Source organism: Microbulbifer sp. NBRC 101763 (assembly GCF_040371615.1).
Lineage (GTDB): Bacteria > Pseudomonadota > Gammaproteobacteria > Pseudomonadales > Cellvibrionaceae > Microbulbifer > Microbulbifer variabilis.
The window spans coordinates 180,351-196,288 of record NZ_BAABQV010000004.1 but is presented as its reverse complement, the minus strand read 5'-3'; the positions used below and the strand labels follow the sequence as shown (position 1 = coordinate 196,288).

The window sequence follows — 15,938 nt, the reverse complement described above, 5'->3', positions numbered from 1 at the left end:
TAATTAGTAAAGAATACTGGCACCGCTCTCTGCACCACTGGCGATCGCGCGCATATTGGCAAAGAGTTCTCGACCCATGCCCCGTGCATTTTCAGACAGATCACACTGTGCAGCTTCACGTGCGGCAAATTCCGCTTCATCCACATGTACCTGCAGAACACCAGCCTCCGAATTCAGCTCGATAATATCGCCATCGCGCACCTTGGCGATGGGGCCACCTTCAACCGCTTCTGGTGACATATGAATAGCTGCAGGTACTTTCCCCGAAGCTCCTGACATGCGCCCATCGGTAACAAGTGCTACTTTAAAACCGCGGTCTTGCAACACCCCCAAGGTCGGAGTTAATTTGTGCAATTCCGGCATGCCATTAGCCTGAGGGCCCTGAAAGCGCACAACCGCAACAAAATCCCGTTCCAACTCACCTGCTTTGAACCTCTCCAACAGTTCATCCTGGTTATGCAGGACAATTGCGGGGGCTTTGACTTTGAGGTGCTGCGGCTTAATCGCCGATACCTTAATCACGCTGCGTCCCAGGTTACCCTCGAGCAACTGCAGGCCACCGTGGTGAGAGAAAGGATCACTAACCGGGCGAATAACGGAAGTATCGCCACTCTCTTCCGCAGTTGGACGCCATACCACACCATCACCCGCATCGTTAAAGAAGGGGTCATTGCAATAGGGTTTGAGTCCGGTGTCGCCCAGTACTGTGTGTACATCGCCGTGCAGGAGCCCCGCGGAGAGCAGCTCACGAATCAGGAATTGCATACCACCAGCCGCAGCAAAGTGGTTGATATCAGCACTGCCATTCGGATACACATGACACAGCAAGGGCACCACTTCAGAGAGATCTGCCATATCCTGCCAGGTCAGCTGAATACCTGCGGCGCGGGCCATAGCTACTAGGTGTAAGGTATGATTGGTAGAGCCGCCTGTAGCCAGAAGGCCAACTACACCATTTACAAAAGCCTTTTCGGTAAGAATTTTAGCGATTGGTGTGTGCTGACTGGGCTCAGTAATTTGGGCTAGCTGCGCCACCGCGGCTTCATTCAGGGCATCACGCAGACCAGTCCCCGGATTAACAAAAGAACTGCCTGGTAACTGCAGCCCCATAATTTCCACTAGCATCTGATTGCTGTTGGCGGTGCCATAGAAAGTACAAGTACCAGCACTGTGATAAGAGGCGCTCTCCGCTTCCAGTAATTCTTCACGACCAACCTTGCCCTCAGCATAGAGCTGACGCACTCGAACTTTTTCTGCATTGGAAAGCCCCGTAGGCATTGGGCCTGCAGGAATAAAAATGGATGGCAAGTGACCGAAGGCCAGGGCACCTATCACCAGGCCGGGCACAATCTTGTCACAAATGCCGAGGAACATAGCGCCCTCAAATACATCATGGGACAGGGCTACGGCTGTGGACATGGCAATCACATCGCGGGAAAAAAGGCTCAGCTCCATACCCGGGCGCCCCTGGGTGACACCATCACACATGGCGGGCACCCCCCCTGCTACCTGGGCAGTGGCACCATGACGAGCCGCTGCTTCTTTGAGGCGTGCGGGATAGGTACCGTAGGGCTGGTGCGCTGAAAGCATATCGTTATAGGCGGTTACAATCCCCAGATTAGGGCCTCGCCCTGAGGCGATAAGCTGCTTTTCCTTTTCTGGAGAGGCCGCAATTGCATGGGCCAAATTGCCACACGACAGGTGCGCAGCCGCCCGGCCCTCAATATGCGCTTTTTCAACCTGTGCCAAATATTGGGCACGGGTTTCCTCGCTCCGCCGGGTTATGCGATCGGTAACTGCCTGAACCTTGCTGTGAACCATGACTATTCCGTATTAATTTTGCTTTAACACCGACAAAGGCCCAATTAGCCCAGGTCGTACTCCGGCGATATTTCAACCACCGCTAAACATCCATCCTTGAATAGGCAGTCCAATTGAGGGAGTCCCATCCCAACTATTCGGTTGTAGTGCGGCTGCAGATCTATCACCCGGCAACAGCGCTAAAAGTAAAAAAATCTATTTGCGCCACTGCGATAAAGATTAAAAATTTATTTCATAAAAAAAATAGGTTTGTAACTAAGAGACCAGTTCCTAGCCTCTAAGAGCACCGTTTTACTGAAAACCATCCACTTTCCGACCAAAACTCCACAGCCTGCAATATTCAGCTTGGCCAGCTGGCATGTTAGTTGGGCTATGTGGCAGCCACCTCCTCCCCTGTTCCGGGGTAGAAGCTTTTAATGCCCAGCGAACCTCCAAAACCCACTTAAAGGCAGCCCAACCTTAATTTGCGCCAATTATGTAGTAAAACTACAAAAAAATTCAAGTACTCACACATAGAATTCAGGAGAAAGAGCTAAGTACATTAAAAATGGCGTCATACACCTCTAAAATACCAATCTTAAAGGGAGTAACGGCGAGTTAATCAAAGTCGCTACTATCGACACGGCAGTCAAACTGTAAGAAATTTACACAAACTAAAGGTATTCACAGGGTGAGCCTAAAAAGGCTCAGGCACCTGAACGGTGAATGACGGTAAGGCACTGCTAGAATCTTTGCCTGGTGGAGGCCGAGGGCCAACTACTGCCAAACTAGTAACCAGGCAGTCTCAAGGGAGAGTTCCCGCAGGAAGGATCGATATCAATGAAAGTCACCATCAATGACGTGGCGGAGCGAGCCGGCGTATCGATAAAGACCGTCTCACGGGTCATAAACAATGAACCCTCAGTTCGCTCAAGCACCAGAGCGCGGGTTCTCGAGGTGGTGGAAGCACTGAATTACCGCCCCAACCTGGCTGCACGCAACCTGGCCGGAACACACTCTTACTCAATCGGTTTTATCTACGATAATCCCAACGCTTACTACGTCATCGATATGCAAAATGGCATACTCGATGCGTGTCGGGCACAGGGCTACGAATTGCTGATACACCCCAGCAATGCCCAATCCAGTACCATTCATGAGGAGTTGCGCCGCCTGGTGGAGCAGAGCAGAGTCGCGGGACTGGTGCTAACCCCCCCATTTTCAGAAAGCCAGGAGGTAATCAATACGCTCAAAGCTATGGATGTAGAGTTTGTACGTATTGTCTCATCTCACGGCCATAAAGTGGCGGAAAGTAATTGCATCCTGATCGATGACACCGCCGCCGCTTTTGCAATCACGCAACACCTGCTGGATTTTGGGCACAAACGCGTTGCTTACCTAAGCGGGGGTACTGAGCACTTTTCCACGCAGGGACGCCTGGAGGGCTACAAGAAGGCCCTCCAAAATGCTGGATTACCTTTCGATGAGCAGCTAGTTGAACAGGGGGAATACTCTTTTGATTCCGGCGTAAAAAGTGCCACTAAGCTGTTGCAGTCTGGCGAACCGCCGACAGCAATTTTTGCCGGCAATGATGAGATTGCCGCTGGCGCACTGTTTGCCGCACGCATGCTCAATATTGACGTTCCAGAACAGCTGTCTATTGCCGGTTTTGAGGATAGCCCTTTTTCACGCCAAACATGGCCAAAACTCACCACCGCTCACCAGCCTAACGAGGAAATCGCCCAGCGCGCAGCGGAACTGGCCCTGGAGCGTATTCACTTCAAGAGCTGTGAGGAAAAGGGCATAAAAGAAAAGAATGGCGCAAAATCAACTAAGCAGAAAAGCAATACTGGCTGCTACTTCACCCCAAAGCTGGTCGTGCGTGAATCCACTGGAGCCGCTCCGCAAAAAAATGCCAGAAGATGACTCCTCCCAATTCAGCAAACACTGAGGTTACCTGGTAAAAACCTGGTAACCGCCAATCCAGGTTTTCTGTACCTGTATATTTTTATCAAGCAGGATCATGTCAGCTCTACTGCCAAGTGAGATTCTGCCCATATGCAGGCCCAGGAACTGCGCTGGGTAGAGGCTTGCCATGCGCAACCCCTCTTCAATCTTCAAATGACACCAGCGACAAATATTGCGTACTGCACCAATCATATCCAAGTGCGAGCCGGCCAGTTCCCCGGTACTGGAGGTCAGCTTATCTCTCTCCCGAGTCACCACCCGATCAAACAGTGGAAAACTAAGCGCATCACTGCCCACCAAAGGCATCGCATCAGTAACCAATATTAATTTGCCTCGGGGCTTGGCCTTTAAGGCAAGTTTCATTGCTTCGACACAAACGTGATGACCATCGGCGATCAAGCCACACCAGGCCTCATCCCTGATCAAGGCTGTGCCCACCATACCCGGTTCGCGTGAGTGCAGTGGCGACATGGCGTTATATAGGTGGGTAAACCCTGTCGCTCCGGCTTCCAGCGCAGCAAGCGCGGTTTTCCCATCCGAATTGGAGTGCCCCAGGCATACACAGACTCCCATAGATACCAGCCGATGGATATCCTCCACCGGTACGGTTTCCGGAGCCAGGGTAACAACTTTTATTCCCAGGTCGTCGCGTGCATATAGGGCCCATTCGGCATCACTCAGAGGGCGAATAAATGATTGCTCATGGGTGCCTTTTTTAGGCACACTCAGATGTGGCCCCTCAAAATGAATACCGATAACTCCAGGAATTTCCTGCCGAAGGGCCTCGCTGACTGCACTGGCAGCGAGCTGCATTACGTCGAGACGGTCAGTAATCAAGGTGGGGAGAAATGCACTGGTACCAAATTGCGCATGAGCTTTCCCTATTGTTCGCAGTGCCTCGACACTAGGCTCCTGATTAAACAGTACACCACCACCACCGTTAACCTGTATATCCACTAGACCCGGAGCTATCAAGCCGTGGACATACTGGGCGTGTGCTGGCGCAACACCTCCAAGAGAAACAATTCGCCCGTCATCACCGACAACCAGTGCCACGTCCTCAAGGATCTCCTCACCATCAAATAATCGCTCTGCTACCAGGGCAAAACCCACGCTCCCCTCCTCACTTAATCTCCCCACGGCGGGTTTACGGGCAAATTATTACACGGTATGGGTAACTTTCTTCAGCCCCGCGGGTTCATCTGGATTAATACCCCGGCTCACCGCTACATGGGCAACATCAATATAAAAGCGCTGCAATAGTGCCAATGGCGCTACTCGCGGGTGCACACCTTTACTCGGCACATGCAAATTAATCAGGGCACCGCCCCGCCGGATAATGTCATCGATTTGTTCGCTATGGCATCTGAAAGATTCATCTTCAATGGGGACATTCACCACGGTCAATTTATCTTCAACCAAAGTGACAGGGCCATGTAAAAACTCAGCACTGGAGAAAGACTCTGCATGAATGTTGCACACTTCCTTTAGCTTAAGCGCCAATTCACGCGTGATTCCATAGCCGGGCCCCCTGCCGAGTACTACCAGATTTTGCACCGCAGCCAAATCTTCAGGACGCAGCTGGATATCCGCGCGTACGGCAGCCTCCAGAGTATCAGGCAATTTCTCCAGAGCCTCTTTTAAAGCTTGATCTCCAGTCCAGAATGCCACCAACTGCAAAACAGCAGACAGAGTCGCCAGATAACTTTTGGTTGCCGCCACAGCCCTTTCCGGCCCTGCCTTTAAAGGGACCACCTGATCGACAATATCCCCAATCGGCGCCTCCTCATCATTCACCAATGCCACGGTAAAGGCGCCACACTCCTTTGCCATACGTGCCTGGGCAAGGATATCCGGGCTGCGACCCGATTGAGATATCACCAGCACAAGCGCGCCTTCCAACTTCAGCTTTCGCCCATAAACACTGGAAACAGAGGGTGCCGCAGCAAAGGTAGGCGTCCCCGTTTCAATTTCAATCAGATACTTAGCAAAAACGCCGGCATGATCGGAGGACCCGCGCCCCACAATCATGACAAAGCGCGGGGGCTGCGCGCGCAGGCGTTCACCGAGGTACGCCATAATCCCTGCATTATTCTGTAGCTGCTCAGCAATTCTTGCCGGAGCCTCCCGAGCCTCGACTTCCATTAAGGTGGTAGCCATGCCGAACTCCACTCGCGATGATATTTTTGCGCGGCTTTGCGCCTTGCACAGGACAAAAAAACAGTGCTGCAACAACTAGTCTAAATGCTGGCCACACACAGGCCATACCTAATTAGCACTATGGTTTGCCATTAGCATATACCCCTGCCAGCAAGGTGCTGTATTCACTGTATGCACAATCTTTAAGGCGCCACATCACAGGCCAATAGTTCATCATCTATGCTTGGGATTGACCCATCGGCAGCGGCCGAACAATTTCCACAGGAAAGAGTCGATGGCAAAGCCAGCTGGTACGCCAACATTTGTTTTCTGGCGCAATGTCGCGCTAATTGTCACCCTTCTATTAATCAGTAGCTGCTCCAGTATTCAATTTGTCTACAACAACGTCGATTACTGGATACGCTGGAAGGCTAACGACTACGTTAATCTGGACAGGATACAGAAAGGCGAACTTCAAGCTGCATTACAAAGCTTCTTCCGGTGGCACCGGCAAACACAGCTACCCCGCTACGCCGATTTCCTCACCAATCTGGCAGACAGAGTTGATGAGGGCGGTTTGGAGAATCCTCAGTTGGAGCCTGTGGAGAAACAGGTTGAGCTGTTCCTAAATTCTGCCAGCGAAAATGCTTACAACTTACTATTGCCTATTGCCGCGCAGCTCAATGATGAGCAAGTTGATGAATTACAAGGCAATCTTCTGAAAGAAGATCAAAAAAAACTGAAGAAATGGCAGCAGTCCCCAGAAAAAATCCGACGTAAACGGGACAAGCAGATCCGCAAGGAAAGCGTCCGGTGGCTTGGCAGCCTGACAGAAGAACAAAAAAACCTGATTGCGGCTATGGTATCCAAGATGGAATACAACCCCATGCAACGCAGTGAGCAAAGGCTACTCTGGCAAGCAAAAGCCATGGAGTTATTGCGAACAAAGCCGACGGATTATCTGGACAAACTGCGTAGCCTACTCCTGAATCCAGAGCAGCTCTGGTCGCCACAATATCAACAGGCACAAGAGAAACGCAAACAGCAAGCACGTGAGTTGGCCAAGCAAATATTATTAAGTACCAGCCCAGCGCAAAGAAGTCATCTCAGCAATACATTGAGAGAATATGCACAAGACTTCCGCACCCTCGCCAGTCAATAGCATCCCCCCCTAATAACAGCCCCAATTCCTAGAACCAAAGTAGATTCAAAAGAAACTATTCATTCTGTGCCTAAACAGGGCTGACGAATCTGCATATAGGCTGCTAAGCTCGCCAACTCCAGTGACCTGCCAGGGGAAATTACGTGCATATTGAATCCGCTAATAGCGCCCAACTTACGGAATGGGAAAAGGAATTAAGCGCCCACTACGAACGCATTTGCCAACATGAACTGAACTTGGATATTACCCGGGGCAAACCTTCAGCGGAACAACTGAACTTATCCGATAAGCTTGATGGGATTCTCTCTGCCGATTATCGTGCCGCCGATGGCACTGACACTCGTAATTATGGTGGCCTGATTGGCCTCACCTGTGCGCGTGAGCTGGGTGCTGACATGTTGCAGGTACCCACAGAGGAGGTTATCGCCTGTGGTAACAGTTCCCTCACTCTGATGTATCACGCAGTTATGACCGGCTACCTATTCGGCTTTGCCGGCACCACTCCCTGGAGGGAATTAAAAGAGCCCAAATTTCTATGCCCAGTACCTGGCTACGATCGTCACTTTACAATTTGTGAGCAACTTGGCATTGGCATGATTAATATCCCCATGGGGGAGGGAGGGCCCGATATGGATGCCGTGGAAAAACATGTCAAGGAAGATGGCGATATAATCGGCATCTGGTGCGTTCCCAAGTACTCCAACCCCACAGGCATTACTTACAGCCCAGAAACCGTCGAGCGCTTGGCACAATTGGGACATATCGCAAACCCTGGTTTTCGTATTTTCTGGGACAATGCCTATTCAGTGCACGATTTCGGTCACTATGTGGGCCTCCCCAGCATCCGTTCTGCAACTCTGGAAAATGACACCGTAGATTCTGTATTGCAGTTTGCTTCCACCTCCAAAGTGACCCACGCGGGATCTGGGGTCGCGTTTGTCAGTGCGAGTAGCGCCAACCTGGATTCTTTAAAACAGCAGATGCAGGCTATGACCATCGGCCCAGACAAGGTAAATCAGCTACGCCACTCCCGATTTTTTGCCGAGCACACGACCTTAAAAGACCATATGCATAAACATGCTGATATTCTCAAACCTAAGTTTGAGTGTGTGCTGGAACACCTGCAAAATGGACTCGGCGATACCGACCTTGGTCGATGGGAAAAGCCCGAGGGTGGTTACTTTGTTTCTTTCAATACCCGCCCGGGTTGTGCAAAAGCGGTGGTAAAACTGGCTGCCGATGCCGGAGTCAAACTTACACCAGCAGGCGCCACCTTCCCCTACGGAAAGGATCCTGAAGACAGCAATATCCGTATTGCACCAAGCTTCCCCCCTCTGGACGAACTCGACACCGCCATGGCTGTATTTGTTCTCTGTGTAAAACTTGCGAGCATACGACAACAGTTGCAGAAACTGGCTTAACCCTTAAATACAGCTACGTAGAAAATACCAATAAAAAGGCGGCCAATAGGGCCGCCTTTTTATTGAAGAATTAAATCAGCTAGCCAAATATCGTTTAGCGAATTTCTCGTCAGCCAAATGAAGGTCCACCACCACAAGTCCATCAACAGAATCACAGAATTCCGGGTCAATATTGAAAGCGTGAAAACTGGTTCCGCCCGGTTTGGTCAAGGCAGCATATTTTTTAAAAAGAGGTGGCAAAACCACCCCCTCTTCACGTAGCACCTGCTTTAGCTGGCGCATGTCCAAAACAGAATCCCCCGAAAGATCAGGCAGGGGTTCACCAGCCTGTAAGAAAGGCAATCGAGCATCACCGAGAGGATTCTCTGGGGAAAAATAATGGGAAAAATAGCGCACAATTGCGGACTTGGCACGCACCGAAAATGTTCCCGGCATTGATACCGGTCCGAAAAGATAACGCACTTTACTGCGCAACACCCACTGGCCGATCGCGGTCCACAGTAAATCGAGGCCGCGCCCGCGCCAATATTGAGGTAGCAGAAAACTGCGTCCCAACTCTGCCGACCCAGGCAGGCATTGACTGGGTGGCAGAGGGTAATTGAACAGAGTGCTGCTATAAATTTCACTCTCGCCCAGAGACTCTGTACTTGCTATGCGATAGGCCCCTGCAATTACCTGATACTCATGGTCCCATAAAAGCAGATGATCGTAGTGAGCATCAAAGCAATCCCAATCCCGGCTTTGCCCCGTACCCTCACCCACGGAACGGAAAGCTACCTCACGCACCCTTGCCAACTCTCGCATCACTGGACAATCTGCCCTCTGCCGGTAAAGACGTACAGAAAACGCTCCCTGTTCGGCCAACACCTCACAGTTATCAATTACATGCGCCACCTCCGACTGAGATTCAGCCGGCGCAATCAATTCTGGACCAAGAGGTGCCGGCGAACTCTGCAGTTTGTAAACATGCTTTCGCCAAAGTGCCGCCTGGGCCCGAGGGGTCAGCGGCCAGCTGCGGAAATGCTCCGCCTCAAGCGGATGGCCAATCCGTATATCAATACCGCGTCTCTCCTGCTTAAACATTTCCCGGATCAACCAGAGTGTTGAAAGAGGTTTATTCAGCATGGACAGACCGTAAAACCACCAGGAATTTCTGCCGAGCACCTGTACAGGAAGAATTGGTGCATTGACTCTTTCTGCGAAGCGCACGAAGCCCGGATTCCACCGACCGTCACGCACCCCCTGCGGGCTAAAGCGCGATACTTCCCCGGCGGGAAAAATAATAATCGCCCCCCCTTCTTCCAGGTACTCATAAATTCCCTGCACATCTGCACGACGGGTGCGTCCACGGAAATTATCCACAGGCAGGAAATAGGGGCGTAACGGTTTTATATTCCACAGCAACTGACTTGCCACCGCACGGACATCCTTGCGCACCCGGGCCACCATATCAATCAGAGCGAGCCCATCGAGACTGCCCAGCGGGTGGTTGGCTACGATAACCAGCGGTCCATTGACCGGAATCCTTTCCAGCTCAGAGGGATTCAGTTCATAGCGAAAATCCAATTCACTAAAGAGCTGCCGAATAAAATCAAGCCCTCCCAGATGTGGATAGTTTCGACCAAACTCCACAATCCGCTCTTCACAACAGATTTTTTTCAGAGTTGCGGAGACAATTTTACGGGTTGGTTTTTGCGGCGCAGCGCTATACCAAGCATTTTTTTGTAGGAGTGCTTCCAATTGGATCATGCTGCCACCACCTCCGTCATTATGCTGGCAATTTTTGGTGCCCTGTACCAGTGCAACAACTCCAAGCTACCGTCGTGCTGTTCAACCACCGCGCTCATAGAGTCAACCCAGTCACCACAATTGGCATAAGTCACAATGCCCTCCCCGATCTTTTTTTCCCGTAGCGCGGGGCGATGGATATGTCCACAAATCACACCATCCACGCCACGATTTACCGCTGATATCGCGGCAATATCTTCGAAGTCGCTCATCATTTGCCTAGCCGCGCCCACCCGGTTTTTTATCTGGCTGGCCAGGGACCACCAAGGCTTATCGAAGCGGCTGCGCCAGTAATTTATCCAACGATTAAAACGTAGCATCAGGTAATAACTGCGATCCCCAATGTGATAGCTCACCGGGTGCATTTTTATATGGTGTTCAAATTGATCCCCATGAGTGACCCAGTAACGGCGACCATTACAGGCCGTATGTACCCAGTCACGCTCTATACGGATATTGCCGAGGCGCTTACCTGACCAGCTGCGCATGGGTGCATCGTGGTTTCCGGGGACATAAATCACTTCCGGAATCTCATTACTCAACTCAGAGAGCATCCCCAATAACATGCTGGATGCCTGACACCAGGTGCCTCGCCCTTGGGACAGGGCATGCATATCAAAAATATCACCCACCAGATAAACCGTTTCGGCTCGATTTTGCGCCAGGAAATCCGCCAAACGATGGGGCTCACTGTCTCTACTACCCAAATGGACATCGGATATCCACAGCGCGCGGTAGCGATTGCTCATAGAAAGGTTCCAGCATTTGACCAGTTATTAGCTGCGATCAATTGCCTCTACCAACAGAATGGGAGTGAACTTCAGCTCATTTCCACTCAGCCAGGATTGCAGGCGATAGTTCGCAAGCTGCGATCAAGCAATGGAAATAAGGTCGCTGATCGCCCTGGCAATCACTTTGCAGCGATTTGATGACAGTCACGAGGATTTTTATTGAAGCTTATATTGCAGTGAAACCCGCTAGACTGCGAGGGCTTTAGGCGCCCGAATCAGCCTGGCCCAAGGCCCGCTGACTCGGTAAAAGGAGGGAAGATTATTCGGTGTCCTGAGGATGACGAATGGGCGGCGCAAAGGGGAATTTCGCAACTTTATCGCCTTTAACCTCGACAATTTTACCAGTTCCCTCTTTCTCCACTTCATCGATACGCACAATACTGTGCATCGGGATATAGGAGCGAGTTACCGAAGCAAATTCTGTTTTCAGCTTTTCTTCACTGGGGTCTACAACCAGCTGGGCCTTCTCCCCAAATACAAACTCTTCGACTTCGATAAAGCCGTACATATCACTCTGATAAATAGCCCGGGCATAGAGTTCATACACCTGGCTCTGGTTGTGGAAAATCACTTTATATATCGGGTTGGCCATAAGTTTCTCAGGATGGGGAATACCCCGAAGCTCGAAATTGTTCAGAAAGCGGGCAAAGCCCGAAAAAGCGCGCAAGAATAGCACAGGTTCTCAAGGGCTAATATAGCCATCTATGCAGTGCCTGGTCCTGTCGCTATAATGCCCCACCCGTTTAATTGACCAGTTTTTAATCAGGCACAATATGTCCGATACACCGGCTAAAAAGCTATACATCAAAACCCACGGCTGCCAAATGAATGAGTACGATTCCGCCAGGATGCGCGATCTGCTCGGCGAGTCACACGCCATGGTACCCACCGACGACCCTGAAGAGGCGGATGTGCTACTGGTCAATACCTGTTCTATTCGCGAGAAAGCCCAGGAAAAACTATTCCACCAGCTGGGTCGCTGGAGACGCCTCAAGGAAAAAAACCCCGAGCTGGTTATCGGCGTCGGAGGCTGTGTGGCCAGCCAGGAAGGCGAGGCAATCGCCAAGCGTGCGCCCTATGTCGACCTGATTTTCGGTCCGCAAACCCTGCATCGCCTGCCAGAGATGATGGAAACCAAAGAGCAGAAAAATGGCGTGGTCGTCGTAGATATCAGTTTCCCTGAAATCGAGAAATTTGACCGACTGCCCCAACCAGAAGCTGACGGCGCTACCGCCTTCGTCTCTATTATGGAAGGTTGTTCCAAGTACTGCACCTTCTGTGTGGTTCCCTATACCCGCGGAGAGGAAGTGAGCCGTCCAGTTACCGATGTACTGGAAGAGATTGCGCACCTGGCGGACCAGGGAGTACGCGAAGTCAACCTGCTGGGCCAGAATGTAAATGCCTATCGCGCCACTGGTGAAGACGGTCACGAGGTAGATTTTGCCGAGCTAATTACTTATGTAGCGGCAATCGATGGTATCGACCGTATTCGCTACACAACATCACACCCGGTTGAGTTCTCCGATGCCCTGATCGATGTGTATGCGCAGGTACCAGAACTGGTTAGCCACCTCCACCTTCCGGTGCAAAGTGGCTCAGACCGTATCCTGATGGCCATGAAACGCGGCCACACAGCTTTAGAATACAAGTCCAAGATCCGCCGCCTGAAAAAGATACGCCCGGATATCTGCCTGTCTTCTGACTTTATTGTCGGCTTCCCTGGTGAAACCGACAGGGACTTCGAAGCCACCATGAACCTGATCCAGGAGGTAGGCTTCGATATTTCCTTTAGCTTCATCTACTCTCCGCGCCCGGGTACGCCGGCAGCAGACTTGCCGGACGACACTCCAGAAGACCTGAAGAAAGAGCGCCTGCAGCTGCTGCAAAACCGTATCAACCAGCAAGCCGCAGCCATCGCCCGGCGTATGGTGGGCAATACTGAGCGGGTTCTGGTCACAGGCGTCTCCAAGAAAGACCCGGGACAATTGCAAGGGCGCACGGAAAATAACCGTGTAGTCAATTTCCGTGCCGATAACTTGGCATTGATCGGTAAGTTTGCCGATGTGGTAATCGAGGAGGCCTTGCCTAACTCATTACGTGGCACACTGGTCACTTCAGAATTGGAAGAGGCTCTGTTCTAAGCCACTACGGACAGCCTTACCATCGGCAAGTTGCTTTTTAAAAACACATCTTGCCGCCAAACTGCCCCTTATAACCTGGCTAAATTACAAGACGTAATTAAAATCAGGTAAAGTTAGAACCTATTGGTAGCACTCAAGACTTTCCCATACGGGGAAAATGGGTATACCCTAGCAATGAACCCTACAGATTAAGGTGCCGGAAACCAATTTGGAAACTCATACCCTAGCTCACAGCATTACTCTCGAACCCAACGACGCCCGCCGTCTCGCAAATCTCTGCGGCCAATTTGACCAACATCTACGCCAAATTGAACAACGACTGGATATTGAGATCCGCAATCGTGGCAACCAATTTGCCATCTATGGCGAACCTAAGCCTGCCAAGGCTGCAGGTGAACTGCTGAGCTTTCTCTACAAGGAAACCGACTCCCAAAACCACCTTACGCCCGATGAGATTCACTTGGCCCTGCAGCAGGCAGGCGTCGAGGAACTGCTCAATAAAGGCGATGAGGAAGGTTCCTCAGAAGTCGACCAAGTAGTCTTAATTCGCACTAAGAAGTGTTCCGTGCGCCCGCGCGGGCTGAATCAACGCAAGTATGTGCATGCCGTTCAGTCCAATGATATCAATTTCGGCATAGGCCCAGCTGGCACCGGCAAGACCTACCTGGCAGTGGCCTGCGCAGTTGAGGCCCTGCTCAAGGACCAGGTAGAGCGCATTCTGCTGGTGCGCCCGGCGGTGGAAGCCGGGGAAAAACTGGGTTTTCTGCCTGGCGATTTAAGCCAGAAGGTAGACCCTTACTTGCGCCCCCTGTACGACGCTCTCTACGAGATGCTCGGCTTTGAGACGGTTGGCAAGCTTATCGAACGCAATGTGATCGAAGTAGCACCACTGGCCTATATGCGGGGACGCACCCTGAATAATGCCTTTGTCATTCTTGACGAAAGCCAGAACACCACTCGCGAGCAGATGAAGATGTTCCTGACGCGAATTGGTTTCGGTTCCACCGCAGTAATCACAGGGGACCCCAGCCAGGTAGATCTGCCCCGCGGTCAGGCATCGGGCCTGCGCCACGCTGTTGAAGTGCTCGGCAAAGTCAACGGTATCAGCTTTACTCATTTCGGCGCCAAAGACGTGGTACGCCACCCACTGGTTCAGCGTATTGTGGAAGCTTACGATATCCATGAGGCTGATCGGGAAATGGACGTCTCCAACAAGGCTGGCGAGAATGCCGCCTGAGGTTTCGTCGTACCCATATGATTGATTTAACTCTCGATGTACAGCGGGTCAGCCGCTGTACAGGCCTGCCCTCCGATGAAGATATTCGCGCCTGGATAATCACGGCACTGACCGACCACCGTGAAGAAGCGGAACTCGCTGTGCGTATTGTCGACGAAGAGGAGAGCCAGCAGCTCAACAGCCAGTATCGAGGTAAGGATAAACCGACCAACGTCTTATCCTTTCATACCGACTTTCCAGCGGAGCTGAATCTCCCCTTGTTGGGAGACCTTGTGATCTGTGCACCAGTTGTACAAATGGAAGCGGACCAACAAGGCAAATCGATCTCGGCGCACTGGGCACATATGCTGGTCCATGGCACACTGCACCTTCTGGGCTATGACCATATAGAAGACGCCGAGGCCGAGGTTATGGAACAGCTGGAGACAAAACTATTGACAGGGCTAGGCTATGCCGACCCCTATGCCCCTTTGGAAGAGGCGGGGTAACTACCCAGGCCCAGCCAAAGTTACCGATTAACTGTAATTAATTAGCAAGAGACGAGAGATACCCGGAGCATGGCCACTTCCATGACCACTGACGAGCCCCCAAGTAGTCACTCTTCAAACAAACCCCGATCGAGTGAAAAAAACTGGCTGGAAAAATTGTTCAGCGCATTTTCTGCTGAGCCAAAATCCCGCGATGAATTGCTGGATATTATTAAAGACGCAGCTGACAACCAGCTGGTCGATGCTGAGGCACTATCCATCATTGAGGGTGCCCTGGACGTTTCCAGCCAGCAGGTTCGGGAGATCATGATTCCCCGCTCGCAAATGGTGGTGGTGGGACTGGAGGACAAGCCTGAAACATTCTTGCCCAAAATTATTGAGTCAGGCCACTCCCGCTTCCCGGTTGTCGGTGAAAGCATTGACGATATCCGCGGAATTCTTCTGGCCAAGGACCTGCTGCCTTTACTCCTCAAAGGCGTCGGCGAATTCCAGCTCGAAGATATTATTCGCCCCGCCAATATTATTCCCGAAAGTAAACGCCTAAATATCCTGCTGCGCGAATTCCGCGAGAACCGGTACCATATGGCGGTCGTGATCGACGAATATGGCGGAGTCTCCGGCGTTGTCACGATTGAAGATATTCTTGAGGAAATTGTCGGTGAAATCGAAGATGAAACCGACGAAGAAGAAGCAGACAGCTTTATCCGTCGGGTTGGCGACAATGACTATATCGTTAAAGCGCTTACCCCTATTGAAGAGTTCAATGAATTTTTCGAATGCGAATTTAGCGATGAAGAATTCGATACGGTTGGCGGTTTGATTATGCAATCTTTCGGTCATTTACCTGGCCGCGATGAGGTCACCCGTTTAGGCGACTTTATGTTCAGGGTACTTTATGCAGACAGCCGACAGATCCACCTACTGCGCGTAGCGCATATGCGCAAACCACCAGAAGAGGACTGACCCAGGACGCGACTCCTCGCAGACCACCGCCGGGAGAGGG

The 15,938-nt window shown here is 51.4% G+C and carries 13 protein-coding genes; 7 read left to right on the top strand and 6 right to left on the bottom strand.

Annotation, left to right across the window (positions count from 1 at the left end):
• Window positions 1-3: 3 nt before the first annotated feature.
• On the bottom strand, window positions 4-1,821 hold the full coding sequence (gene edd, locus ABWV76_RS11440; RefSeq protein WP_020412528.1) for a phosphogluconate dehydratase: 1,818 nt from the start codon (window positions 1,819-1,821) through the stop codon (window positions 4-6).
• An 819-nt stretch (window positions 1,822-2,640) separates the two neighbouring features.
• On the opposite strand from edd, the gene ABWV76_RS11435 reads away from it, so the two are divergent.
• A complete protein-coding gene (locus tag ABWV76_RS11435) occupies window positions 2,641-3,726 on the top strand; it encodes a LacI family DNA-binding transcriptional regulator (RefSeq protein ID WP_353376004.1) in 1,086 nt (361 codons plus the stop codon).
• Between the two features lie 27 nt (window positions 3,727-3,753).
• On the opposite strand, the gene nagA is transcribed toward ABWV76_RS11435, so the two are convergent.
• Together nagA and nagB-II are read right to left on the bottom strand one after the other, a co-directional pair.
• Window positions 3,754-4,881: an N-acetylglucosamine-6-phosphate deacetylase gene (gene nagA / locus ABWV76_RS11430; protein WP_353376003.1), complete on the bottom strand. Its 1,128-nt coding sequence runs from the start codon at window positions 4,879-4,881 to the stop codon at window positions 3,754-3,756.
• A gap of 48 nt (window positions 4,882-4,929) precedes the next feature.
• Complete coding sequence (gene nagB-II, locus ABWV76_RS11425; protein WP_020412525.1) at window positions 4,930-5,928, bottom strand: glucosamine-6-phosphate deaminase NagB-II; 999 nt, start codon at window positions 5,926-5,928, stop codon at window positions 4,930-4,932.
• 274 nt (window positions 5,929-6,202) lie between these two features.
• Between nagB-II and ABWV76_RS11420 the strand changes: the two genes are divergently transcribed.
• Window positions 6,203-7,069, top strand: a complete 867-nt coding sequence (locus ABWV76_RS11420; RefSeq protein ID WP_020412524.1) for a DUF6279 family lipoprotein — start codon at window positions 6,203-6,205, stop codon at window positions 7,067-7,069.
• Window positions 7,070-7,212: 143 nt separating this feature from the next.
• Entirely contained in the window at window positions 7,213-8,490 is a 1,278-nt protein-coding gene (locus tag ABWV76_RS11415; RefSeq protein WP_353376002.1) for an aspartate aminotransferase type Ic, read from the top strand.
• A gap of 75 nt (window positions 8,491-8,565) precedes the next feature.
• On the opposite strand, the gene olsF is transcribed toward ABWV76_RS11415, so the two are convergent.
• From olsF to ABWV76_RS11400, 3 genes are all read right to left on the bottom strand, one after another.
• Entirely contained in the window at window positions 8,566-10,239 is a 1,674-nt protein-coding gene (olsF, locus tag ABWV76_RS11410) for a bifunctional ornithine lipid synthase OlsF (protein ID WP_353376001.1), read from the bottom strand.
• Window positions 10,236-11,027 carry a UDP-2,3-diacylglucosamine diphosphatase gene (locus tag ABWV76_RS11405; protein WP_353376000.1) on the bottom strand — a complete coding sequence of 264 codons (792 nt, stop codon included), beginning with the start codon at window positions 11,025-11,027 and terminating at the stop codon, window positions 10,236-10,238. The genes olsF and ABWV76_RS11405 overlap by 4 nt, the downstream gene beginning before the upstream one ends.
• Before the next feature lie 301 nt (window positions 11,028-11,328).
• Window positions 11,329-11,661 (bottom strand): DUF1820 family protein, encoded by a 333-nt coding sequence (locus tag ABWV76_RS11400; protein ID WP_211214910.1) that lies wholly within the window; start codon window positions 11,659-11,661, stop codon window positions 11,329-11,331.
• A gap of 181 nt (window positions 11,662-11,842) precedes the next feature.
• On the opposite strand from ABWV76_RS11400, the gene miaB reads away from it, so the two are divergent.
• The 4 genes from miaB (at window position 11,843) to ABWV76_RS11380 (ending at window position 15,898) form a co-directional block, all read left to right on the top strand.
• Window positions 11,843-13,210, top strand: a complete 1,368-nt coding sequence (gene miaB / locus ABWV76_RS11395) for a tRNA (N6-isopentenyl adenosine(37)-C2)-methylthiotransferase MiaB (RefSeq protein WP_020412518.1) — start codon at window positions 11,843-11,845, stop codon at window positions 13,208-13,210.
• Between the two features lie 208 nt (window positions 13,211-13,418).
• The gene (locus tag ABWV76_RS11390) at window positions 13,419-14,447 is read left to right on the top strand and encodes a PhoH family protein (RefSeq protein WP_026304992.1); all 1,029 of its coding nucleotides are present in this window, start codon (window positions 13,419-13,421) and stop codon (window positions 14,445-14,447) included.
• Between the two features lie 17 nt (window positions 14,448-14,464).
• The gene (gene ybeY / locus ABWV76_RS11385; protein WP_020412516.1) at window positions 14,465-14,935 is read left to right on the top strand and encodes an rRNA maturation RNase YbeY; all 471 of its coding nucleotides are present in this window, start codon (window positions 14,465-14,467) and stop codon (window positions 14,933-14,935) included.
• 69 nt (window positions 14,936-15,004) lie between these two features.
• Window positions 15,005-15,898, top strand: a complete 894-nt coding sequence (locus ABWV76_RS11380) for a CorC family transporter (RefSeq protein WP_020412515.1) — start codon at window positions 15,005-15,007, stop codon at window positions 15,896-15,898.
• Window positions 15,899-15,938: the final 40 nt, after the last annotated feature.